At 68.0% G+C, this 22,458-nt stretch carries 19 protein-coding genes; 9 read left to right on the forward strand and 10 right to left on the reverse strand.

Going from position 1 to position 22,458, the window contains the following annotated elements; all coding sequences use genetic code 11:
* Positions 1-61: 61 nt before the first annotated feature.
* The 5 genes from B5Y19_RS14320 to B5Y19_RS14340 form a co-directional block, all read right to left on the reverse strand.
* Complete coding sequence (locus B5Y19_RS14320; RefSeq protein WP_055727607.1) at positions 62-970, reverse strand: ABC transporter permease; 909 nt, start codon at positions 968-970, stop codon at positions 62-64.
* Positions 967-1,908 carry an ABC transporter permease gene (locus tag B5Y19_RS14325; protein ID WP_055727606.1) on the reverse strand — a complete coding sequence of 314 codons (942 nt, stop codon included), beginning with the start codon at positions 1,906-1,908 and terminating at the stop codon, positions 967-969. Before B5Y19_RS14325 ends, B5Y19_RS14320 begins: the two co-directional genes overlap by 4 nt.
* A 132-nt stretch (positions 1,909-2,040) precedes the next feature.
* Positions 2,041-3,636 carry an ABC transporter substrate-binding protein gene (locus B5Y19_RS14330; RefSeq protein ID WP_055727605.1) on the reverse strand — a complete coding sequence of 532 codons (1,596 nt, stop codon included), beginning with the start codon at positions 3,634-3,636 and terminating at the stop codon, positions 2,041-2,043.
* Between the two features lie 213 nt (positions 3,637-3,849).
* Positions 3,850-5,262 (reverse strand): amidase, encoded by a 1,413-nt coding sequence (locus B5Y19_RS14335; protein ID WP_055727604.1) that lies wholly within the window; start codon positions 5,260-5,262, stop codon positions 3,850-3,852.
* Positions 5,263-5,427: 165 nt separating this feature from the next.
* Positions 5,428-6,657, reverse strand: a complete 1,230-nt coding sequence (locus B5Y19_RS14340; protein ID WP_055727603.1) for a M20 family metallo-hydrolase — start codon at positions 6,655-6,657, stop codon at positions 5,428-5,430.
* Positions 6,658-6,803: 146 nt separating this feature from the next.
* On the opposite strand from B5Y19_RS14340, the gene B5Y19_RS14345 reads away from it, so the two are divergent.
* The 3 genes from B5Y19_RS14345 (at position 6,804) to B5Y19_RS14355 (ending at position 10,085) form a co-directional block, all read left to right on the forward strand.
* Positions 6,804-8,210, forward strand: a complete 1,407-nt coding sequence (locus B5Y19_RS14345; RefSeq protein WP_055727602.1) for an MATE family efflux transporter — start codon at positions 6,804-6,806, stop codon at positions 8,208-8,210.
* A 188-nt stretch (positions 8,211-8,398) separates the two neighbouring features.
* Complete coding sequence (locus B5Y19_RS14350; RefSeq protein ID WP_079591641.1) at positions 8,399-9,160, forward strand: L,D-transpeptidase; 762 nt, start codon at positions 8,399-8,401, stop codon at positions 9,158-9,160.
* Positions 9,161-9,275: 115 nt separating this feature from the next.
* The gene (locus B5Y19_RS14355; RefSeq protein WP_079591661.1) at positions 9,276-10,085 is read left to right on the forward strand and encodes a DUF2076 domain-containing protein; all 810 of its coding nucleotides are present in this window, start codon (positions 9,276-9,278) and stop codon (positions 10,083-10,085) included.
* 93 nt (positions 10,086-10,178) lie between these two features.
* On the opposite strand, the gene B5Y19_RS14360 is transcribed toward B5Y19_RS14355, so the two are convergent.
* Complete coding sequence (locus tag B5Y19_RS14360) at positions 10,179-10,985, reverse strand: L,D-transpeptidase (protein ID WP_055727600.1); 807 nt, start codon at positions 10,983-10,985, stop codon at positions 10,179-10,181.
* 166 nt (positions 10,986-11,151) lie between these two features.
* Positions 11,152-12,582 (reverse strand): lipopolysaccharide biosynthesis protein, encoded by a 1,431-nt coding sequence (locus tag B5Y19_RS14365; RefSeq protein WP_055727599.1) that lies wholly within the window; start codon positions 12,580-12,582, stop codon positions 11,152-11,154.
* A 257-nt stretch (positions 12,583-12,839) separates the two neighbouring features.
* Here B5Y19_RS14365 and B5Y19_RS14370 point away from each other — a divergent pair, with 257 nt between their 5' ends.
* Entirely contained in the window at positions 12,840-13,682 is an 843-nt protein-coding gene (locus B5Y19_RS14370) for a DMT family transporter (protein ID WP_055727598.1), read from the forward strand.
* Here B5Y19_RS14370 and B5Y19_RS14375 read toward each other — a convergent pair.
* On the reverse strand, positions 13,679-14,161 hold the full coding sequence (locus B5Y19_RS14375; protein WP_055727597.1) for a PaaI family thioesterase: 483 nt from the start codon (positions 14,159-14,161) through the stop codon (positions 13,679-13,681). The genes B5Y19_RS14370 and B5Y19_RS14375 overlap by 4 nt on opposite strands.
* A gap of 77 nt (positions 14,162-14,238) precedes the next feature.
* On the reverse strand, positions 14,239-14,694 hold the full coding sequence (locus tag B5Y19_RS14380) for a MarR family winged helix-turn-helix transcriptional regulator (protein ID WP_055727596.1): 456 nt from the start codon (positions 14,692-14,694) through the stop codon (positions 14,239-14,241).
* 228 nt (positions 14,695-14,922) lie between these two features.
* Between B5Y19_RS14380 and groES the strand changes: the two genes are divergently transcribed.
* From groES to B5Y19_RS14405, 5 genes are all read left to right on the forward strand, one after another.
* Positions 14,923-15,210 carry a co-chaperone GroES gene (gene groES, locus B5Y19_RS14385; protein WP_055727595.1) on the forward strand — a complete coding sequence of 96 codons (288 nt, stop codon included), beginning with the start codon at positions 14,923-14,925 and terminating at the stop codon, positions 15,208-15,210.
* Positions 15,211-15,258: 48 nt separating this feature from the next.
* The gene (gene groL / locus B5Y19_RS14390; RefSeq protein WP_055727594.1) at positions 15,259-16,896 is read left to right on the forward strand and encodes a chaperonin GroEL; all 1,638 of its coding nucleotides are present in this window, start codon (positions 15,259-15,261) and stop codon (positions 16,894-16,896) included.
* Positions 16,897-17,119: 223 nt separating this feature from the next.
* Positions 17,120-18,034, forward strand: coding sequence for a phosphate/phosphite/phosphonate ABC transporter substrate-binding protein (gene phnD, locus B5Y19_RS14395; RefSeq protein WP_055727593.1), 915 nt, complete (start codon positions 17,120-17,122; stop codon positions 18,032-18,034).
* Between the two features lie 159 nt (positions 18,035-18,193).
* Positions 18,194-19,306, forward strand: a complete 1,113-nt coding sequence (locus B5Y19_RS14400; protein WP_411914153.1) for a branched-chain amino acid ABC transporter substrate-binding protein — start codon at positions 18,194-18,196, stop codon at positions 19,304-19,306.
* A gap of 523 nt (positions 19,307-19,829) precedes the next feature.
* Positions 19,830-21,923, forward strand: a complete 2,094-nt coding sequence (locus B5Y19_RS14405) for an ABC transporter ATP-binding protein/permease (RefSeq protein ID WP_055727592.1) — start codon at positions 19,830-19,832, stop codon at positions 21,921-21,923.
* A 39-nt stretch (positions 21,924-21,962) separates the two neighbouring features.
* Here B5Y19_RS14405 and B5Y19_RS14410 read toward each other — a convergent pair whose 3' ends face one another.
* Positions 21,963-22,448: an META domain-containing protein gene (locus B5Y19_RS14410; protein WP_055727591.1), complete on the reverse strand. Its 486-nt coding sequence runs from the start codon at positions 22,446-22,448 to the stop codon at positions 21,963-21,965.
* Positions 22,449-22,458 lie beyond the last annotated feature (10 nt).

Here is a 22,458-nt window from a genome sequence, read left to right on the forward strand (position 1 = left end):
CCGGCGCGTCAAGCGCCGGCAATGGATGGCGTGGGTTGCTTCGGCGGCAGGACGGCCTTGTTCACAGGCTCTTGGCGAGGCGCGGGTCGAGCGAATCGCGCAGGCCGTCGCCGAGCAGATTGACCGCCAGCACGGTGAGCGAGAGGAACACCGCCGGGAATAGGATGATGTGCGGCCGCACCTGCCAGAGCGCCCTGCCCTCGGCCATGATGTTGCCCCAGGAGGGGGTCGCCGGCGGCACGCCCGCTCCGATGAAGGAGAGGATCGCTTCGACGATCATGGCGGAGGCGCAGATATAGGTCGCCTGCACGCTCATCGGCGCGAAGGTGTTGGGCAGGATGTGGCGCCAGATGATGCGCGGGACGCGCGCACCGTTCGCCACCGCCGCCTCGACATAGGGCTGCTCGCGCAGGCTGAGCACGACACCGCGCACGAGGCGCGCCACGCGCGGGATCTCGGCGATGGTGATGGCGATGATGACGTTCTCGATCGAGCCGCGGGTCAGCGCCATCAGGGCGATGGCAAGCAGGATCGGCGGGATCGACATCATGCCGTCGATGATGCGCATGATGACGCCGTCGGCCCAGCGGATGAAGCCGGCGAAGAGGCCGATGGCGAGACCGACCACCGAGGACAGGATCGCGACGCTGAAGCCGACCAGCAGCGAGACGCGCGCGCCGTAGATGACGCGGGAATAGATGTCCCGCCCCAGCATGTCGGTGCCGAACCAGTAGAGCTCGGAGGGCACGCGGGTGCGCCGCGACGGTGCGATCGCGGTGGGATCGACGGTGCCGAGCAGCGGGGCGAAGATGCCGATCAACGCCATCACCACGAGCAGACCGCCGCCGATCGCGACGGAAGGGTGCCGGCGCAGGTAGCGGCGGAAGCGGGCGGCAGAGCCGAGCGGCGCGGAAGCGGCCTGCTCCGCACCGGGGGCGGCGGACGCCGCGACGGAAGGCTGAGCAGTCAATAGCGGATCCTCGGGTCGACGAGGGTATAGGTCAGGTCGATCAGCAGGTTCACGAGCACGTAGACCATGCTGAACATCAGGACGACGCCCTGGATGACGGGATAGTCGCGCCGCAGGATCGCATCGACGGTGAGCCGGCCGAGGCCGGGGATGGCGAAGACGCTCTCGGTGACCACGGCGCCGCCGATCAGCAGCGCGATGCCGATGCCGATGATGGTGACGATGGGCACCGCCGCGTTCTTGAGCGAGTGGAGGAAGAGCACGTCCTTCTGCGACACGCCCTTGGCCTGGGCGGTGCGGACATAGTCCTGCTGCAGAACCTCGAGCATGGTCGCGCGGGTAATCCGGGCGATCAGCGCGATATAGACGAGGCCGAGCGTGACGGAGGGCAGGATGAGATTCTTCAGCCAGGGCCAGAAGCCCTGCGCGATCGGCGTATAGCCCTGCACCGGCAGCCAATCGAGCTTCAGCGCGAACACCCAAGCGAGCAGATAGCCGACGACGAAGACCGGGACCGAGAAGCCGAAGACTGCAAAGGCCATCGCGCTCTTGTCGATCCAGGTGCCGGCCTTCCAGGCCGCGACGACACCCATCGGAACCGCCACGACGACGGCGAAGATCAGCGTCAGCACCATCAGCGAGAGCGTCGGTTCGATACGCTGGGCGATCAGTTGCGTCACCGGCAAGGAGGTGAAGATCGAGGTGCCGAGATCGCCCTGCAGCACGCGGAACGACCATTCGGCGAAGCGGACGAGATAAGGGCGATCGAGCCCCAGGCTGGCGCGGATGCGCTCGACGTCGGCGGGAGAGGCCTGGTCCCCGGCGATGATGGCCGCCGGATCGCCCGGCGCGATGTAGAGCAACGAAAAGACGAACAGCGCCACGAAGGCCATCACCGGGATGGTCGTGAAGATGCGTCTGACGACGAAAGCTAGCATGAAGCCGAAGAACCTCGTTCACAGCGGACGCGGAAGCCGCGGCCCGGTGTTCTTCCGGGTCGCGACGAGGCGAGGTGCCGGAGCCGGCCGGCTCCGAAGGGCGGAGCGGCCGCGCCGCGCCGCCGGATGTCGTCAGCCCTTCGAGACGTCCCAGAAGAAGGGCAGCGGGCCGCTGGTGACGCCTTTGACGTTCTTCCGCCAGGCCTGGTAGCCGAGATAGAAGCCTGTCGGCGCGAAGACGACGTTCTCGACCGCCGCCTTGTTGAGACGCCCCATCGCCGCCTTCTCCTCGGCCAGGTCCTTGGCGTTGAACCAGTTGGTGACCTCGGTCTCGACCGCCGGCACATCGGGCCAGCCGAACCAGGCCTTGTCGCCATTGGCGCGGATCGCCGTATAGGCGGCCGGATTGATGCAGTCGGCGCCGGCATGCCAAGTGTGGAACATGCTCCAGCCCCCCTGCCCCGGCGGCGTTTTCTGGGCGCGGCGCGAGCCGACCGTGCCCCAGTCGGTGGCGACGAAGTCGACATTCATGCCGATGCTCTTGAGCAGTTCGGCGGTGACGTCGCCCATCGACTTGGTCGCGGCCATGTCCTGTGCGACGATGCAGACGACCGGCTCGCCCTTGTAGCCGGATGCGGCGAGCAGCTTCTTGGCCTCGGCGACATTGCGCTTCTTCAGGATGTCGCCGCCCTCCTCGGTGTAGAGCGGCGTTCCGGGTGTGAAAAAGCCCGGCAGCGGCTTCCACAGCTTGTCGTCGTCGCCGACGACGGCACGCATGTAGTCCTCCTGGTTCAGCGCCGTCAGCACGGCTTGGCGCACCTTCAGATTGTTGAAGGGCGGGAAGAGGTGGTTCATGCGAAAGGCGCCGACATTGCCGAGCGGATCGCCGATATCGACGTTGATGTCCTTGTGCGCCTTGAGCACCGGCACGAGATCGGCGAGCGGCGTTTCCCACCAGTCGATCTCGCCGTTCTGGAGCGCGGCGGCGGCCGTCGCCGCATCGGGTATGATCACCCATTCGACCCGGTCGACGAGAATGTTCTTGCCGCCGGCGAGCCAGTCCGCCTTCTCGGAGCGCGGCTTGTAGTCCGCGAACTTCTCGAACACCGCCTTGGCGCCCGGCACCCAGTCGGCACGCAGGAACTTCATCGGGCCGGAGCCGACATATTCGGTGATCTGCTGGAAAGGGTCGGTCTTGGCGATGCGCTCCGGCATGATGAAGGAGCAGGGCGCGTTGTTCTTGGCGAGCGCCAGCAGCATCTTCGGGAAGGGCTGCTTCAGCGACCACTTCCAGCTCAGCTCGTCGACCGGAGCGAGTTCGACCTGAATGGCGCGGATCATCAGGCCCATCGGATCACGCGCCGACCAGCGCACTAGGCTCGCGACGACGTCCTTCGACGTCACCGGCGTGCCGTCATGGAATTTGAGGCCGGAGCGCAGCTTGAACGTCCAGGTCAACCCGTCGGAGGAAACCTCCTCGGCCTCGACCATCTGGCGCTGCGGCTGGAACTTGGAATCGATGCCGTAGAGCGTGTCCCAGACCAGGGCGGCGGCGTTGCGGACGACATATTGCGTCCCCCAGATCGGGTCGAAATTCGCGAGATTGGCCTGCGGCACGAAGCGCAGGGTCTTGCTCGCCCCCTGCGCCAGAGCCGGCATCGCCAGCCCGCCCGTCGCGGCGGCCACGCCGGCGCCCGTTGCGGATTTCAGAAATGTCCTGCGATCCATCATGCTCTCCCCTGAAGCGGCGCCTCTAGACGGGCTGCCTTGGCGCGAGTTTGGGCAGAAAAATCCTGCCTGACAACACGCGGCGCCGCCCGGTCGAGGTAAATCGCCCGCCTGCAGGGTTCGTGCCAGACGGAACTTCTGCAGGGGGATCCGACGTTTTCGCTTCGCCGACGCGCCATTTCGGCCCGATCCGCGAACAGCAAAGAAACGCGACTAGATCGGCTGGACCGGCTCGTCGACCCGCGCGAAGGGCCTCGCCTGCTCGAAAGCTGCTGCCGCGCGCAGCACCAGCGCATCCTTGCCGAAGGCCCCGACGATCTGGAGTCCTGCGGGCAAGCCCGCCTGGGTCAGGCCACACGGCACGGAGACGGCCGGCTGTTCGGTGATGTTGAAGGGGTAGGTGAAGGGCGTCCAGCGCGTCCAGTCCTCGCCATAGGCGCCGTGCTCCGGCGTGTTGCGCCCCACGGCGAAGGCCGGCAGCGGCAGGGTCGGCGTCAGCAGCAGGTCGTAGCGCGCATGGAACTGCGCCATGCGGTGGGCCAGCGCGTTGCGCTGGTTGAGCAGCGCATCCACATATACTGAGGCCGCAATGCCCTCGCCTTGTTCGGCGACAGCGACCAGGCCGGGATCCATCTGCGCCCGCCCGCCGGCGTCGACGCTGCGCAGCGCCAGCGCCGCGCCCGAGGCCCAGATCGTCATCAGCGTCTCGATCGGATCGGCGAAGCCCGGATCGACTTCCTCCACCGTCGCGCCGAGCTCGGCGAAGACCTGCGCAGCAGCAGCGGTGAGCGAGGCGATCTCCGGGTCGACCGTCACGTCCTGGCCCAGCCGCGGCGACCAGGCGACGCGCAGGCCCCTGACCCCGCCCTTCAGCCCGTCGACATAGTCGGGCGGGCGGCCCGTCAGCGCCGTCATGTCACGCGCGTCGGGCTGACCGATCACCTTCATCGCCAGCGCCGTGTCGGTGACGGTGCGGGTCAGCGGGCCGAGATGGGCAAGGAAGCCCATCACCGAGATCGGCCAGGCCGGGACGCGGCCATAGCTCGGCTTCAGGCCCACGACGCCGGTGAAAGCTGCGGGGATACGGATGGAGCCAGCCCCGTCAGTCCCCATATGAAGACAGCCGAGATTGAGCGCGGCGCAGACCGCCGCTCCCGACGAGGAGCCACCCGGCCCGGTGCCGGTGTTCCAGGGATTGCGGGTGATCCCGGTCGCCGGCGAGTCGCCGACGCCCTTCCAGCCATATTCCGGCATGGTGGTCTTGCCGAGGAAGACCGTCCCAGCCTCGCGCAGACGCGCCGTGATGGGCGAATCCTCGGCGAAGGGTGCGTCGGAGGCGATGGCCGAGCCGCGCCGCATCGACCAGCCGGCGACACCGAGATTATCCTTGATGGTGACGGGCACGCCGTCGAGCGGGCCGATCGCCTCGCCCTTCAGCCAGCGCGCCTGCGAGGCTTCGGCCATGGCCAGCGTCACGGCCTCGTCGCGGACGGCGAAGGCGTTGACCGCCGGCTCGAAGCGCTCGATGCGCGCCAGCGCATCCTTGGCGACCTCGACGGGGGAAAGTTCCTTGCTGGCATAGAGCGGGCCGAGCTCGGCGGCGGAAAGCGAGGCGATCGTCGTCATCGAAGCTCCTTTTACGGCCTCATCGAATTTCGAGGCCTCATCCTGAGGAGCCGCGTCAGCGGCATCTCGAAGGATGTTCCAGATGGTACATGAGCCTCCTGGACCATCCTTCGAGACGGCCCTTACGGGCCTCCTCAGGATGAGGGCTCACTTGTGCAGGCGCCTTCAGGCGTTCGCGACACGCCAGGCGGTCGTGAGCAGGATGTTGGCGCCGGCGACCATGTCGTCGTCGGTGCTGAATTCGGCCGGGTTATGCGACAGCCCGCCGATCGAAGGGATGAACACCATCGCCGTCGGGCACAGCCGCGCCATCATCTGCGCGTCATGGCCGGCGCCGGAGATCATCCGACGGATTGGCAGGCCGAATTCGCCGGCGCTGCGCTCGACCTCGGCGATCAATTCCTCGGCGAAGGGCGTCGCCGGGAAGCGCGCCAGGTCGCGGAAGGAGATCTCGATGCCGTCGCGCGCGGCAAGCTCGGCGCAGAAGCGGCGCACCGCTTCCTCGGCCTGGGCGAGCGGGGCATCGAGCGGGTTGCGCAGGTCGAGCGTCATCACCACGGTCTCGGGCACGACGTTGACGTTGCCAGGCTGGGTGCGGATGACGCCGCAATTGGCGAGCTGGTGCGGGATCGTCTTGGTCAGCTCATTGGCGAAGATGTTGATGCGGGCGGCGGCGAGGCCAGGGTCCTTGCGGTAGGCCATCGGCGTCGTGCCGGCATGGCTCGGGCGGCCCTTGAGGGTGAGCTCCAGCCAGCAGATCCCCTGGATGCCGGTGACAGCGCCGAGCCCACCGCCCTCGTTCTCGAGGATGGGACCCTGCTCGATATGCAGTTCGAGATAGGCATGAGCGGGCAGGAAGCCCGGCCGCTCGGCGCCCTCGTAGCCGATGCGCTTCAATTCGGCGCCGAGCCCGACGCCTTCCGAATCGACCTCCCGATGCGCCGCCTCGACGCTCATGCCGCCGGCCCAGACATAGGAGCCGAGCATGTCGGGGTGGAAGCGCGCGCCCTCCTCGTTGGTGAAGGCGATCACCGCCATGTCACGCTTCGGCGTCACCCCGGCATCGCGCAGCGCGGCCAGGACCTCGACGCCGGCCACGACGCCGAGCGCGCCGTCGAAGCGCCCCCCGGTGCCGACCGTGTCGATATGCGAGCCCATCACGACGGCAGGGCCGTCCTCGAGCCCTTTCATGATGCCGACGATGTTGCCGATGGCGTCGACGCGGACGTCGAGGCCGAGCGCCTTCATCTGTCCAACGAGCCAGTCACGGCCCTGCCGGTCCTCGTCGGTGAGGGCGAGCCGCCGGCAGCCGCCTTCCGGCGTCGCGCCGATCCGGGCGAGCTCGGCCAGGCGCGAGGTCAATCTCCCGCCATCGATCCGCAGATTGGTGCTCATTGGTTTCAGGCCCTCCGGCAGTCTGCAAGGCAAGATGCAGACCGCAGCGGCGCTTGTCGACCCGCGTCCAGCGCAACGCCTGTGGGCGCCGCCTGGCGCGATGGTGGCTGTTTTAGCGGCACGATCGACGATAGAAGCGGCAGCCCATGCCGACAGTCGCCGCCGCCCACCCCATCCGCCCCTGGCTCACCGAGGCGCGCGCCATGCTCGCCCTGAGCTGGCCGATGGTGCTGACCAATGTCGCCCAGACGGCGATGACCGCGACCGACGTCATCATGATGGGCCATCTCGGCCCGGATGCGCTGGCCGCCGGCGCGCTCGGCACCAACCTCTACAATTCCGTGCTGATCTTCGGCATCGGCGTGATGGGCGCCGTCTCGCCGATGATCGCGATCGAGCTCGGCCGCAACCGGCACGCGGTGCGCGACCTGCGCCGCACGGTGCGCCAGGGCTTCTGGGCCGCTGCCACCATGGTCGGGCCGATGTGGCTCCTCCTCTGGCAGGCCGAGTTCATCCTGACTGCGATGGGCCAGGACCCCGGCCTGTCCAAGGCCGCGGCATCCTATCTCCACACGCTGCAATGGGGCCTGCTGCCCTTCTTCCTGTATCTGTGCTTGCGCGGCTTCGTCGCCGCGCTGCTGCGGCCGCGCTGGGCCTTCGTCGTCGTGCTGTTCGCCGTCGCCTTCAACGCGCTGGCGAACTGGTGCCTGATGTTCGGGAAGCTCGGTTTCCCGGCGCTCGGCCTGCCCGGCTCGGGGCTGGCGACGGCCTTGTCGTCGACGCTGATGTTCGCCGGGCTCGCCCTCGTCGTCTCGCTCGACCGGCGCTTCCGGCGCTATCACCTGCTCGGCCGCTTCTGGGTGCCGGACTGGTCGCGCTACCGCGTCTTCTGGCGCCTCGGCCTGCCGATCGGCCTGACGCTCGCCTTCGAAGTCGTCATCTTCAACGGCGCCGCCTTCCTGATGGGGCTGATCGGCGCCAGCTCGCTCGCCGCCCATGCCATCGCGATCCAGATCGCGTCGCTGACCTTCATGGTGCCGCTCGGCATCGGCCAGGCCGGGACGGTGCGCGTCGGCCGCGCCTTCGGTTCCGGCGACAAGGAGGGCATCCGACGCGCCGGCACGATGGCGCTCATCCTGGCGCTGAGCTTCATGACCTGCACGGCGCTGCTGATGGCGACCGTGCCGCAATGGCTGGTGGCCCCCTTCCTCGACCGCAGCAAGCCGGGAGCGGAGGCGGTGGCGCAGCTCGCGATGATCTTCCTGTTCTATGCGGCGGTCTTCCAGATCGCCGACGGCGCGCAGGTGATCGGCTCGTCGATCCTGCGCGGCTTGGGCGACACCCGCCTGCCGATGATCCTCGCCGGCATCGGCTACTGGGGCATCGGCCTGCCGCTGTCTGCGGCGCTCGGCTTCCTGACCCCGCTCGCCGGGCGCGGCATCTGGATCGGCCTGGCGATCGGGCTCGCCGTCGTCGCCGTGATGATGCTGTGGCGCTGGTGGGCGCGCGAAAGGCTGGGGTTGCTCCGCTGGGGGTTGAGGGAGGCGGTCTGAGGCCGCTCCTGGAGCCGATTCCCGCTGTTGCCGATCGGCAACAGCGTTGCACGGACACAATTTGGCCATCTCGTCTTCACCCCATGGCCATCTCGGGCACCTTGAACGAAGACACATGACGGCGCATGGAACCGCAGCGCCGCCCCGCCGTTGATTTTCGCCCGCCAGCAACACCGAGTTCTCCGTCGATGTCCCCCCTCCGTCCGTCCGCCTCCCCTCTCGCCCGGCCGACCCGTCGCGCCTTTGCCGCCCTGACGCCTCTCTTTCTCGCAGCCTGCGTGAGCCAGCGCCCGCAGCCCATCGAAGTCGCGCATCAGGGGCCGCATATCAGCGCCGAATATCTGGCGATGTATGGCGAGCGGCCCGACGAGCAGCACCCGCTGCCGGCAACGGACCTCTCCGAGGTCGATCCGCGCTTCCTGCGCCGCATCGTCTCCTATCCGACCCGCGAGCAGCCCGGCACGATCGTCGTCGATACCGACAACCGCTTCCTCTACCTCGTTCAGGAAAACGGCAAGGCGATCCGCTACGGCATCGGCGTCGGCAAGCAGGGCATGTCCTGGCGCGGCCGCGCCACGGTCGCCCGCAAGGCGCAGTGGCCGCGCTGGACGCCCACCCCCGCGATGATCGCCCGCGAGCCGGAGCGCAACCGCCCCTGGGCGGCCGGCATGGCGGGCGGCATCGAGAACCCGCTCGGCGCCCGCGCGCTTTATCTCTACCAGGGCGGCCGCGACACGCTCTACCGCATCCACGGCACCTCCGAGCCCTGGTCGATCGGCAAGTCGGTCTCCTCGGGCTGCATCCGCCTGTTCAATCAGGACATCATCGACCTCTATAGCCGCGTCCCCTCCGGCACGACCGTCGTCGTGCTCAACCGCGGCACGCTGCAGCCGAGCACCGAAGTCGACGAGATGCCGCCGCCGGATGACGATTTCGGCAGCAGCATCTGACGCCTCTCGCGGCGGGGCAGCCATCAGGCACAGCGCCCCGCCTTGATACCGTCACAGGACGATCCCACCTCTTGCGTGCGGCGCAACCGCGCCGCCCAAACGAGAGGAGATGACGATGACGCCGCAAGAACGCGACGTGATCGCCGGGATTTTCGACCGCCTCAGGCAGGCGGCCAACCAGCCCCGCGACCCCGAGGCTGAGAATTTCATCGCGGAACGCCTGCGCGAGCAGCCCTATGCCCCCTACGCCATGGCCCAGGCGGTCTATGTGCAGGAGCAGGCGCTCGCCAATCTGAGCCAGCAGGTCGAGAGCCTGCAGGCGCAGCTGCGCGAGGCCCAGAACCGCGCCAGCGAAGCCCCTGCCCAGCAGCCTGCAGCCGGCGGCTTCCTGTCCGGCATTTTCGGCGGCGGCAGCGTGCCGCGCACCGGATCGGTGCCTTCGGTACAGCCGCGTACCGAAGCGGGCGCGCCTTCCGGTGTCTGGAACACGCAACCGCAGGGCCAGGCCCGGCCGTCAGCCCCGATGCAGGCGGATGGCCCCGCCCAGCCCGGCGGGCCGTGGAGCAACCAGGCGCAGCAGGCGCCCGGACGCGGCGGCGGCTTCATGGCGAGCGCGCTGACGACCGCCGCCGGCGTCGCCGGCGGCCTGATGCTCGGCAATGTCCTGACCAATGCCTTCGGACATGGCGGGGCGGAGAAGCCGGCCGCAGCGTCAGGCAGTGAGAACGCCGCCAGCTCGGGCGCGCATGCCTCGCAGCAGGCGAACGCCTCGCAGCAGCCCGCTGCCGATCAGGGCAATGCCGATCAGACGGCGCAGGATCGCGGCGATCAGGGCCAGGACAACGATGCCGCCTATAGCCAGGCGAGCTATGAGGACGACGATCCCGGCTTCGACGACGGCGGCGACGACGACAGCTGGATCTGAGCCCGGCGCCCCTGTGCTATCGTGATATGGTTTTCAGCCCGTCTCTCCGGAGACGGGCTTTTTTTGCCGAGCTGGCGGCGAGCGCCGCTCGCCTCAGATCACCAGAACCTTGGCGCCGACGCGCACGCGCTCGTAGAGATCCTTGACGTCCTCATTGGTCATGCGGATGCAGCCCGAAGAAACCGCCTGGCCGATGGTGTTGGGCTCGTTGGTGCCGTGGATGCGGTAGAGCGACGAGCCGAGATACATGGCGCGGGCGCCCATCGGGTTCTCGGGGCCGCCCGGCATGAAGCGCGGCAGATCCGGCCGGCGCTTCAGCATCTCGGCCGGCGGCGTCCAGCTCGGCCATTCCGCCTTGCGGGTGACCGTCTTCATCCCGGCCCAGGAGAAGCCCGGGCGCCCCACTCCGATGCCGTAGCGCAGCGCGCGGCCGCCCGGCTGCACCAGGAAGAGGAAGCGCTGCGGCGTGTCGATGACGATCGTGCCCGGCTTGTGCGGCCCGTCATAAGCGACCTCCTGCTTGAGGAAGCGCGGATCGACGAGCTGCTGGATGCCTTGCTGCGGCTCGATCGGCTGACCGAGCGCTGCCATGCGGCGCCCCGGCTGCGGCTGGCGCGCGGCCTCGAAGGGATCGACCTCGTAGCCGGGTGCGGATCGCACGTTCTGACCATAGGCATACCGCCCGCCGGGACGGTTGTAGACGGCGCCGCCACGGCTATAGGGCGTCGGGTCGCGGCCGGTCATCAGCATCTCGATGAAGCCGCCGCCATAGTTCGCGCCGCCGCGAGCCGCCGCCCTCGGATCCTGCGGCGACGCATAGCCGTAGCCCTGCGCCATGACGGCGCTTGCGGCCAGGGTGCCGGCAGCGACCAGCAGCGGAAGGACAATGGTTCGACGCATGACGCAATACTCTCGACATCGACTGCCGGAAGCCTGCGGAGCGGCCTGAAAGGAATGGTGAATCACGGGCATTCCGGAGGGGCAACCGCCCCCGAACCCCGCGCATTCGCGGAATTAACCTTAGCGCCGCGTCAAGCCGAAGGGTGAAGGAAAGGTTTCCGCTCCCTCACCGCCGCCGCGCCCTGCGGGCGAGCCAGCGCAGCTTCAGCCCGCTGCGCCAGCGACCGACGTCACAGGCGAGGATCACGCCGGCATAGATAGTCGCGCCCAGCGCAAGCTGGAGCAGCAGTTCGGGCAGCGACGGCAGGCTGTCCCGCAACGGCCAGACCGCCAGCGCCATCACGGCCGCGGCGAGGACGACACAGCCGATCTCGCGCAGCGACGGCCAGACCGGCAGCAGGCGCAGGGCCATGACAGCCGTCACGGCAAACCCGGTCACGAAGGCGGCGCTTTGCGCGATCGCGATCGTTTCCGGCGTCGCGGAACCGGGCCAGACGAAGCCGATGGCGAGGTTGACCGCCAGCCCTGCCAGAGCGGCAAAGCTGGCTACGAGCGTGCGCCTGTCGAGGAGGAAGACGGGGTAGACCGCCGCCTGGAACAAGGCGATCGCGGCGAAGCCAGGCAGCAGCAGGACCATGTAGTCGGCGAAATGCCCCCTGAAGCTCGCGGGCACGAAAACGCGCTCGAAGGCGGGCAGCGCCAGCCAGAAACCGAGCGCGACAGGCAGGATGACGGCGAGCACGGTGACCATGTTGCGCGCGATCCGCCTGTGCGCGGCCGCCCTCCCCCGCGTCTCGTCGAGCCGGATGACCTCGCGCAGCAGCAGGATCTCCAGCATCGAGGCGAAGACCGGGAAAAGCCGCAGCCCGATATCGGATGCGAGCGAGAAATAGCCGGCCTCGGCAAATCCGAAACGCTCCGCCAGGACGGCGCGGTTGAGCAGCGGGATCAGCGAATAGACGGCATTGCCGGCGACCAGCGGCAGGCCGTAGCGGGCGAAGCCGCGCGCCAATTCCGCGCGGGCGGCGGCAAAGCCTCCCCCGCCATCCGCCAGCCTGCGGCGGACCGCCAGCACCGAGACGACGGTGCTGAGCACCCCGCCGAAGAGCACGACCACGGGATTTCCCGTCCACCAGGCGCCACCGACCATCAGCAGCAGGGCGGCCGAGCCCCTGACGAGGACAAGCCGCGCATAGGCGGCATCGAGGAAGCGGGCGCGGGCGACGGCGCCGTGAAAGTCGAACCAGCCGGACCCGACGCCGCCGGCGACGGCGACCGCGAGCAGCGTCATCGGCAGGCCCGTCTCGACGCCGGCGACAAGCGCCGCCGCCAGCAGCGCGCAGAGAGAGAGGCCGACACCGGCGAAGAGCAGGTCGAGCGTCGCCCGGATGCCGGGATCGCGCTCGCGGCTCCTGGCCGAATAGAAGCGCACCACCGAAAGCCTCAGCCAGTCGAGCAGCGCCGTGTTGACCAGGACGACGATGGCGGCGCCGATCGCATAAAGGCCGAACGCCTCGGGCCCCAGGAACAGCGCGACGAGCAGCCCGAGGACGAAATTCAGCCCGGCATTGACGATGAAGGGCAGAAGAACGGTCATAGGGACTGGGCCACCTCGTCCTGAGCTTGCTGCCTTGGGCGCCTCGCCCGATTCGCGAGGGTTCGCAAGCCTAGCCGGATCCGGCCGCGCGATGCCGCGACATTTTTATCGGCTGCGGGCCGCCACCCCTGCGATGGCGGCATCGGGGGCCTGTGCGCCCTTCCCCTAGGCGAACTCCAGAATCGGCCTTAGACGAGAGTTGGCGCCGCGGCCTCTCCGGCGCCTTTTCCGGACAGCCATGGACGCGGCCTGACAGCATGACCTGGTCGATCGCTCTGCGTGCCGCGCTCGGCATCGCCCTGCTCACCGCCATGGATGCGGTGATCAAGGGCCAGATGCAGCAGCATCCCTTCATCGTGGCGCTGTTCATGCGCTTCCTGATGGGCGGGCTCTGCGCACTCGCCGTGCTCGCGATCGCGCGCCCGGCCCGCCCGACACGGGCCAGCCTGATCGGAAACATCGCGCGCGTCCCGCTCGTGGTGCTGACGGCGGGCAGCTTCTTCTACTCGATCTCGGTGCTGCCGCTCGCCGAGGCGCTGACGCTCTCCTTCCTGGCGCCGGTCTTCGTCGCGCTCCTCGGCGGCCTGCTGCTCAAGGAGAGCATCGACCGGCGCGTGCTGCAGGCGCTCGCCTTCGGTCTCGCGGGCATGCTGGTGATGGTCTGGCCGCGGCTGCAGGGCCATGTCAGCGGCGCCGGCCTCGGTGTCGCCGCCGCGCTGTTCTCGGCCGTGAGCTATGCCTTCAACCTGATCCTGCTCAGGCGCATCGCGGTCAGGGAGCATCCGACCGTCATCGTCGCCTTCCAGAATGTCGGGCCGGCGCTATGCCTCGCCATCCCTGCGGCGCTCGCCTTCGTGCCGATGACCGTGGCCGACCTCGCGGCCTATCTCTTCGCCGGCGTGCTCGGCGTCGCCGGGCATCTCACGCTCACCTCGGCCTACGCCAAGGCCGCCGCCTCCCGGCTCGCGGCGATCGAGTACACCGCGCTGGTCTGGGCGAGCCTGCTCGGCTTCTTCGTCTTCGGCGAAGTCCCGCTCTACACGACCTATCTCGGTGCGCTGCTGATCGTGGCCGGCGCCGTCGCGGTGAGCCGGCGCTAGCCGTTGGCCGCCTTGCCCGGAAACACCAGGCAGGTCTCGGTGCCGTGGGCCAGCAGCTTGCCGCGCGCATCGACGAGCCGACCTTCGGTTGTCACCACCGTGTTGCCGCGATGGATCAGCCGGCCCTCGCAGCGCACGGAACCGGAGTCCGGCATCACAGGCCGGACATAGTTCAGCTTCATCTCGAGCGTGGTGTAGCCCTCGCCTGGCTTCAGGGTGGAATGCGCGGCGCAGGCCATCGCGGAATCGAGGATCGTCGCGGTCCAGCCGCCATGGATCGTGCCGAGCGGATTGAAGAAGCGGGCCGAAGGCAGGCCGACGAAGACCACGCGCCCCTCCTCGGCCTCGACGAGCTCGAAATCCATGGCATCGGCGAATGGCGGCGCCGGCTGCGTGCCTGCGATAATGCCGCGCAGGAAGCTCAGGCCATCGCCCGCGACCAGCTCCTCGCGGGACACCACTCCGACTGCACGCGCCATTACCACTCTCCTTCGTGTATCTGCACGATAGTAGAGAGGTCGCGGCGGCGGTCAACCCGACGTCAGGAGCCTGGCGGTCAGCGCTCGCCGCGCGCCGCCCGGCGCAGGGCCTTGAGGCCGTCGCGGGTCTCGCGCCAGCGCTCCTCGCCGAAGCCGCCCTCGATCTTGTCCTGCGCCGCGCGCCAATGGGGGATGGCGGCCTCGATCGCGGCCCTGCCCTTCTCGGTCACGGCGTAGACGGAGGCGCGGCCGCGGCATTCGACCGGCTCGACCATGCCTTCGGCGGCAAGCAGCTGGAGATTGCGCGTCAGCGACGTGCGCTCGAGCGCGAAGCGCTCCGCCAGCTCTGTGACCGACTTCCACTGGCCGGTGCTCAGCGCCGAGAGGAGGACGAACTGGGTGATCTTGAGCCCGCTCGGGCGCATCGCCTCGTCATAGGCCCGGGTCACGGCACGCGCCGTCATCCGGATATGCAGCGCGACGCAGGAGCGGGCGATGTCGTCGAGGCGGGGATCGGGAGCGGGCGTCGTCATTCGGCCATCTTAGCGTGTTCTAGCGCTCGCGGCAGCCGGAAGGCGAAGGGCTGCGGCACTGTCTCCTGCGGCATTCACTTTATCGTCGCAGGCTTCCTTGACTCTCCGGGACCCCGAGCCTATCTCCCCGCCACCTGTTAGCACTCCCCCAGGATGACTGCTAACAGCCTCCCCCGGGAGCCCGTCCGCGGCGCCCGAACCGAATGAGACCGAGAGGAAGACAGAACCATGAAGTTCCGTCCTTTGCATGACCGCGTCGTGGTCCGCCGCCTGGATGGCGAAGAGAAGACCAAGGGTGGCATCATCATCCCCGAGACCGCCAAGGAAAAGCCCCAGGAGGGCGAGGTCGTCGCCGTCGGCCCCGGCGCGCGTGACGAAGCCGGCAAGCTCGTTGCCCTCGACGTCAAGAAGGGCGACCGCGTCCTGTTCGGCAAGTGGTCGGGCACCGAGGTCAAGATCGACGGCCAGGATCTCCTGATCATGAAGGAATCCGACATCATGGGCGTCGTCGGCTGATAGCCGCCTGACCGCTCTCTTCCGTTTCCATTTCAAGGAGTAGCTCTCATGGCTGCCAAAGACGTCAAGTTCTCCTCCGACGCCCGCGACAAGATGCTGCGCGGCGTGGACATCCTCGCCAATGCCGTGAAGGTCACGCTCGGTCCGAAGGGCCGCAACGTCGTGATCGAGAAGTCGTTCGGCGCTCCGCGCATCACCAAGGACGGCGTCACCGTCGCCAAGGAGATCGAGCTCGCCGACAAGTTCGAGAACATGGGCGCCCAGATGGTCCGCGAAGTCGCTTCGCGCCAGAACGACCATGCCGGCGACGGCACCACGACCGCCACGGTTCTCGCCCAGGCGATCGTCCGCGAGGGCGCCAAGTCGGTTGCCGCCGGCATGAACCCGATGGACCTGAAGCGCGGCATCGACCTCGCCGTCGAGGCTATCGTCGCTGACCTCAAGAAGAACTCGAAGAAGGTCACCTCGAACTCCGAAGTCGCCCAGGTCGGCACGATCTCCGCGAACGGCGACGAGTCGGTCGGCAAGATGATCTCGACCGCCATGCAGAAGGTCGGCAACGAGGGCGTCATCACCGTCGAGGAAGCCAAGACCGCCGAGACCGAGCTCGACGTCGTCGAGGGCATGCAGTTCGACCGCGGCTATCTCTCGCCCTACTTCATCACCAACTCCGAGAAGATGATCGCGGAGCTGGACGACCCCTACGTCCTGATCTTCGAGAAGAAGCTGTCCTCGCTCCAGGCGATGCTGCCGATCCTCGAGGCCGTCGTTCAGACCGGCAAGCCGCTCCTCATCATCGCCGAGGACGTCGAGGGCGAGGCTCTCGCCACGCTCGTCGTCAACAAGCTCCGTGGCGGCCTCAAGGTCGCGGCCGTCAAGGCTCCGGGCTTCGGTGACCGCCGCAAGGCCATGCTCGAGGACATCTCGATCCTGACCGCCGGCCAGATGATCTCGGAAGACCTCGGCATCAAGCTCGAGACCGTGACGCTCAACATGCTCGGCCGCGCCAAGAAGGTGCGCATCGAGAAGGAGAACACCACGATCATCGACGGCGCCGGCAAGAAGAAGGACATCGAGGCCCGCGTCGGTCAGATCAAGGCGCAGATCGAGGAGACCACCTCGGACTACGACCGCGAGAAGCTCCAGGAGCGCCTGGCCAAGCTCGCCGGCGGCGTCGCGGTCATCCGCGTCGGCGGCGCGACCGAGGTCGAGGTCAAGGAGAAGAAGGATCGCGTTGACGATGCCCTGAACGCCACCCGCGCTGCGGTGGAAGAAGGCATCCTGCCGGGCGGCGGCGTCGCCCTGCTGCGCGCCCTCAACTCGGTCAAGTCGATCAAGACCGCCAATGACGACCAGAAGACCGGCGTCGAGATCGTCCGCAAGGCGATCGCTGCCCCGGCCCGCCAGATCGTCGACAACGCCGGCGATGACGGCGCGGTCGTGATCGGCAAGCTGATCGAGTCCAAGGACTACTCCTTCGGCTACAACGCCCAGACCGGCGAGTACGGCGATCTGGTCAAGGCCGGCATCATCGACCCGACCAAGGTCGTGCGCACGGCGATCCAGGACGCGGCTTCGATCGCGGGCCTGCTGATCACCACCGAGGCGATGATCGCCGAGCTGCCGAAGAAGGAAGCCCCGATGCCCCCGATGGGCGGCGGCGGCATGGGCGGCATGGACTTCTGAGGAAGTCCAGACGCCCAAGGCGTCTGAATACCGAAACCGGGCAAGCCCGGTTTCGGAGGCGGCATGGACTTCTGATCCAGCCTCCAAGACACATGTCTACGGAAGGCCCGGCGCAAGCCGGGCCTTCTTCGTTTTACGGCACTGTCATCCGCCCGCCATCCCGCTGTCGCCCCGGGCGTGCATCGACCCGCAATCGATCCATCCGTCGCGCCCGGAGACAGCCATGCCGACACGCCGCCACGTTCTCGCCGGCCTCGCCGCCACGAGCCTCAGCCCCGCCTTCGCGCAGGCGCCGGACTGGCGGCAGAGCGTCAAGGAGGTGCGCTTCGGCGTCTCCTCCGCCGAGAACGAGGCCGGCGCCATCGCCCGCACCCAGCCGCTGGTCGACTACCTGTCGCAGCGCCTCGGCGTGCCGGTTCGCTTCTTCCGGGTCGCCGACTATGCCGGCCTGGTCGAGGCGATGCGGGCCGACCAGGTCGACTTCGCCCGCTTCGGGCCGGCCGTCTACGCGCTCGGCCGGCGCGTGCTCGGCGACAAGCTGCAGCCGCTGCTGCGCGACGTCGATCATCACGGGCAGGAAGGCTACTACTCGGTGCTGCTGGTGCGGGCGGACAGCCCCTATCGCGAGCTTGCCGACCTCAAGGGCAAGACGATGGCCTTCGCCGATCCGAACTCGACCTCCGGATACGCCTTCCCCTCCTATTTCCTGCGCAAGCAGGGCATCGACCCGAAGACCCATTTCGGCGGCACCGTCTTCTCCGGCGGCCATGACAATTCGGTGCTGGCGCTGGTGCGCGGCCAGTTCGACATCGTCGCCACCTATCAGGTCAATGCGGAGCACGGCGTCGCGCAGCGGCTCACCCAGCGCGGCATGATCCCGCCCGGCGCGACCCGCGTGCTCTGGACTTCCCCGCTGATCCCGGCGAGCCCGTTCTCGACACGCGCGAACCTGCCGCAGGGGCTGAAGGACGATTTCGTCGCGGCGATGCAGGCGATGAAGCAGAACGCCCCCGAGGCCTGGAAGGCCTTCACCGACGGGCATGTCTCGCACTACGCCGCCGCGCGCCACGAGGACTATCTCGACGTGATCGCCGTCACCGAGGAATTGGAAGCGCAGCGCAAGGCGCGCCAGGGCTGAGCGGACGGCCCACGCTCCACGCCGCTGCTTCCATGCCATGCATTCGCCGATGCGGGTGATGAAGCAGCAGGCAGTGCCCTCCGGGTGCATCCTGGCCTATACAAGCGGCAAGCGACCCCGCGCAGGGTCGTGCCAATTGCATGTCGTAGGGAGATGCAGATGAAAAAGTCCCACTTCCTGTCGGGCGCCGCCCTGGCGGCCGCGCTGTTCCTCTCCGCCCAGGCGGCGCAGGCCGATATCACCATCGGCCTGATCGCGCCGCTGACCGGCCCGGTCGCCGCCTATGGCGACCAGGTCAAGAACGGCGCCCAGACCGCCGTCGACGTCATCAACAAGAGTGGCGGCGTGCTCGGCGAGAAGCTGGTGCTGAAGCTCGCCGACGACGCAGGGGACCCGAAGCAGGGCGTTTCGTCCGCCAATCTGCTGGTCGGCGAGAAGGTCAAGTTCGTGGTCGGGCCGGTGACCTCCGGCGTCGCCATGGCGGTCTCCGACGTTCTGGCGGAGAGCGGCGTGCTGATGGTGACGCCGACGGCGACCTCGCCGGCGCTGACCACGCGCGGCCTGACCAACGTCTTCCGCACCTGCGGCCGCGACGACCAGCAGGCAGAGATCGCCGCAGCCTATGTCCTGAAGAACATGAAGGACAAGAAGATCGCGATCGTCCACGACAAGGGCACCTACGGCAAGGGGCTCGCCGACGCCTTCCAGAAGGGCATCAATGCCGGCGGCCTCAAGGAAGTCGCCGCGCTGACCGTCAATCCCGGCGACAAGGACCTCTCGGCCGTGGTGACGCGGCTCAAGGCCGCCAATGTCGACGTGATCTATTTCGGCGGCTACCACCCCGAAGGCGGCCTGCTCTCCCGCCAGCTCGCCGACGCCGGCGTGAAGGCGGTGATCATCGGCGGCGAGGGCCTTTCCAACACCGAGTATGCGGCGATCGGCGGCGACCACGCCACCGGCACGCTCTTCACCAACGCCACCGACGCGCTGAAGAACCCGGACTCGGCCCAGGCCGTCGCCGCGCTGAAGGAGAAGGGCATCCCGCCGGAGGCCTTCACGCTCAACGCCTATGCTGCGGTCGAAGTGCTCAAGGCCGCGATCGAGAAGGCGGGCAAGCCGGGCGACGCCAACGGCGCCGGCAAGGCCCTGCAGTCGGGCATGCCGGTCAAGACCGCGATCGGCACGCTGACCTACGGCAAGACCGGCGATCTGAGCTCGCCGAGCTTCTCGATGTACAAGTGGGACGCCGGCAAGATCGTCGCGGCCGAGTGATCCACGGGGCCGTCGCCCCGTCGGCCCCCTTCCCGCCTCCCGCCCCGGACGAGCCCCGCTCGTCCGGGGCATTTCGTTTCAGGGCCGCCGCAGGCCATCCTGGACAAGCTGCGTCAGCTGCGCCGATCCGGGATCCATGCCGGAACGCTTGAGGGCTTTTCGGTCAGGCGGGGTCGCGGGACCGTCATTGCGAGCGCAGCGAAGCAAACATGGCGAGACGTTCAAACCAGTCCCCCTAGATTGCTTCGTCGCTATCGCTCCTCGCAATGACGGTGCAGGTCGATCGACAACTTCTCCGATCGGGAAAGTTCCGGGATGGACCCCGGGCCTCCCTTCGGTCGCCCTGGATGAGCGCGCGTGTTGCAGCAAATCGGCAGCCTCCCTGAGCCGCCGCGAAGCGCCATGGTCACCTGTCCGCCGGATGACAATTTGCTCATCCGGGCGCGTCGCCATTGAAAGGCCATCTCCGCTGCGACATGGTCCGAATCGTGGAGCCCACCGTTTCCCGCCAGGATCCCTGCCCATGCGTCTGTTGAGCATCCTCGTCGCCGTGCTGGCGGCCATCACGCTGGTCGTCGGCCAGCAGGCCGGCTTGGCCGCGCTGATCGGCATGGGCGTCATCGGCCTGCTTCTGGCGGCAGTGACCTTCCGGTCGCCGGGCCTACCCTTCTTCCTGCGGATATTCTCCGGCGTCTTCGCCATCGAGTACCTCGTCTTCGGCGCGGCCGCCGTGCTGGCGCAGGTCGGCTGGTGGCCGCCGGCCCTGCAGATCCCGCCCGTGCCAACCAGCCTGCCGACGACGATCGGCGTCTTCGGCCTGCTGATCTACGCGATCTCCTTCGTGCCGGTGATCGCGCGCATCGCCCGCATCGCGTCGCCCTATTTCGAATCGCAGGAGATCACCACCGCCAATCTCTGGCCCATCGGCCCGTTCCGGATCCGGCTCGGCGTGCTGGCGGTCTCGCTCTTCGTCTTCCTGATCGTGATCAACCAGGCCCAGGTCGGCATCACGCTGCGTCTCTCCTTCTTCAACCGCGACATGTACGACGCGCTGCAGAACAAGGACGCGGCCGCCTTCTGGTACCAGCTGTTCTGGGTGTTCTGCCTGTGGGCAACGCTCTGGGTGATCTCGGGACTGATCGAGATGTTCGCCAACTACACCATCCTGATCCGGTGGCGGCAGTTCATGGCGAACGAATACACGCAGCGCTGGCTCGACCACGCCACGCATTACCGGATCGCGCTCGCCGGCAGCGTCGACAACCCGGACCAGCGCATCGCCGAAGACACCCGCGCCTTCGTCAACCAGACCTACAGCTTCGCTCTGCCCCTGCTCTCGCAGGTTTCGACGCTGGTTTCGTTCTCGATCATCCTGTGGAACATCCCGGTCGCCTTCACCCTGCCGGGCACCTCGGTTGCCGTTCCCGGTTACATCTTCTGGGTGGCGTTCTTCTACGCGGCGGCCGCGACCTGGCTGACCCATCTGATCGGCCGCCCGTTGATCCGGCTGGAATTCGAACAGGAGAAGCGGGAGGCGAATTTCCGCTTCTCGCTGGCGCGGCTGCGCGAATATTCCGAGCAGATCGCCCTGATGGTCGGCGAGCCGACCGAGCGGGCCCATCTCACTCAGCGCTTCCGCGACATCGTCGAGAACTTCTACCGGCTGGTCTGGCGTCGGCTGAAGCTCTCCAGCTTCACGTTCTCCTACAACCAGCTCAGCGTGGTGCTGCCCTACATCATTCTTGCGCCGTACTATTTTGCCGGCACGATCACGCTCGGCATCATGATGCAGGTCGCGGGCGCCTTCGACCGGGTGCAGACCGCGCTGTCTTTCATCATCAACAGCTACTCCTCGATCGCCTCCTACCTTGCCTCGATCAACCGCCTCACCTCTTTCGAGACCGCGATCGCGGATGCCCAGCACGGCGCGATCAGCGAGGAGGCGCTCGGCCGCGAGACTTCACGCGACGAGAGCCTGCACATCCGCAACGCCACCCTGCTGTTGCCCAACGGCAAGCCGATCGTGAAGCTCGGCGCGCTCGATCTCGGCAAGGCGCGCTCGACCCTGCTGATCGGCCCTTCAGGCTCGGGCAAGTCGACGCTGTTCCGCGCCATCGCCGGCATCTGGCCGTTCGGCGACGGCAAGGTCGGGATCCCGGCCGGTGCCGAGATCATGCTGCTGCCGCAGCGGCCCTATCTGCCACAGGGCACGCTCAGGACCGCGCTGGCCTACCCTGCCGACGAGGGCGCCTATGAGGATGGCGCGATCCGCGCGGCCATGGAGAAGGTCAAGCTGGGCCATCTCGCCGACAAGCTCGACGAGGTCGACCTCTGGGGCCAGCGCCTGTCGGGCGGCGAGCAACAGCGCCTGGCCATCGCCCGCGCGCTGCTCAGCAAGCCCGACTGGCTGTTCCTCGACGAGGCCACCGCCTCGCTCGACGAGAAGCTGGAAGGCGAGATCTACGCCACGGTCGACCGCGAACTGCCGGAGACCCGGATCGTCTCGATCGGCCACCGCAATACGCTGCGCGCCATGCACGACGCTCTCGTCACCATGGAAGCGAACGCGGACGGCACCTTCACCCCGACGCCGACAGCAAAAACGCCGGCTGCCTGAGGCAGCCGGCGTTCCGGATTTCCGACGAGGGAAAGAAGATCAGAGCGAGCGGCTCAGCGTCAGCTCACCGGCGCTGCCCTTCAGCAGCAGCCGGCCGTTGACGAGGTCCCATTTGCTGGCGGTGCGCAGCGCCATCAGGAAGGCACGCTCGAACTCGAGCGCCCCCTTGTCGCAGGTGCGCTTGGTCACGGCGATCGGCCCGACCGCGAAGCCCTGCTGCCGCAGCGGATAGGCGGAAGCCGAGAAGGTGTTGCAGCCGCCGAAGCCGGTGCCGCGCAGGTTCTTGTCGACAAGCAGCGTGGCACGCCGGTCATAGACCGGCTTGCCGTTCAGCTGCACAACGCTCCAGCTCGCGCCGAGCGGGAAGGTCTTTTCCTGCTGCGCCTCCGGGATCTGGGTGTTCCCTCCGCCGAGCTCGGTCCGCGAAGGCATCTGCTGGCGGCGCTGCGCGGCGGCTTCTTCCGGCATCAGCATCGGCACGGCCAGGGCGGCAAGGACGGCCGCAAGGCCAAGGCGTCGCATCATGATCGTCTTA

The organism is Allobosea thiooxidans (assembly GCF_900168195.1).
Lineage (GTDB): Bacteria > Pseudomonadota > Alphaproteobacteria > Rhizobiales > Beijerinckiaceae > Allobosea > Allobosea thiooxidans.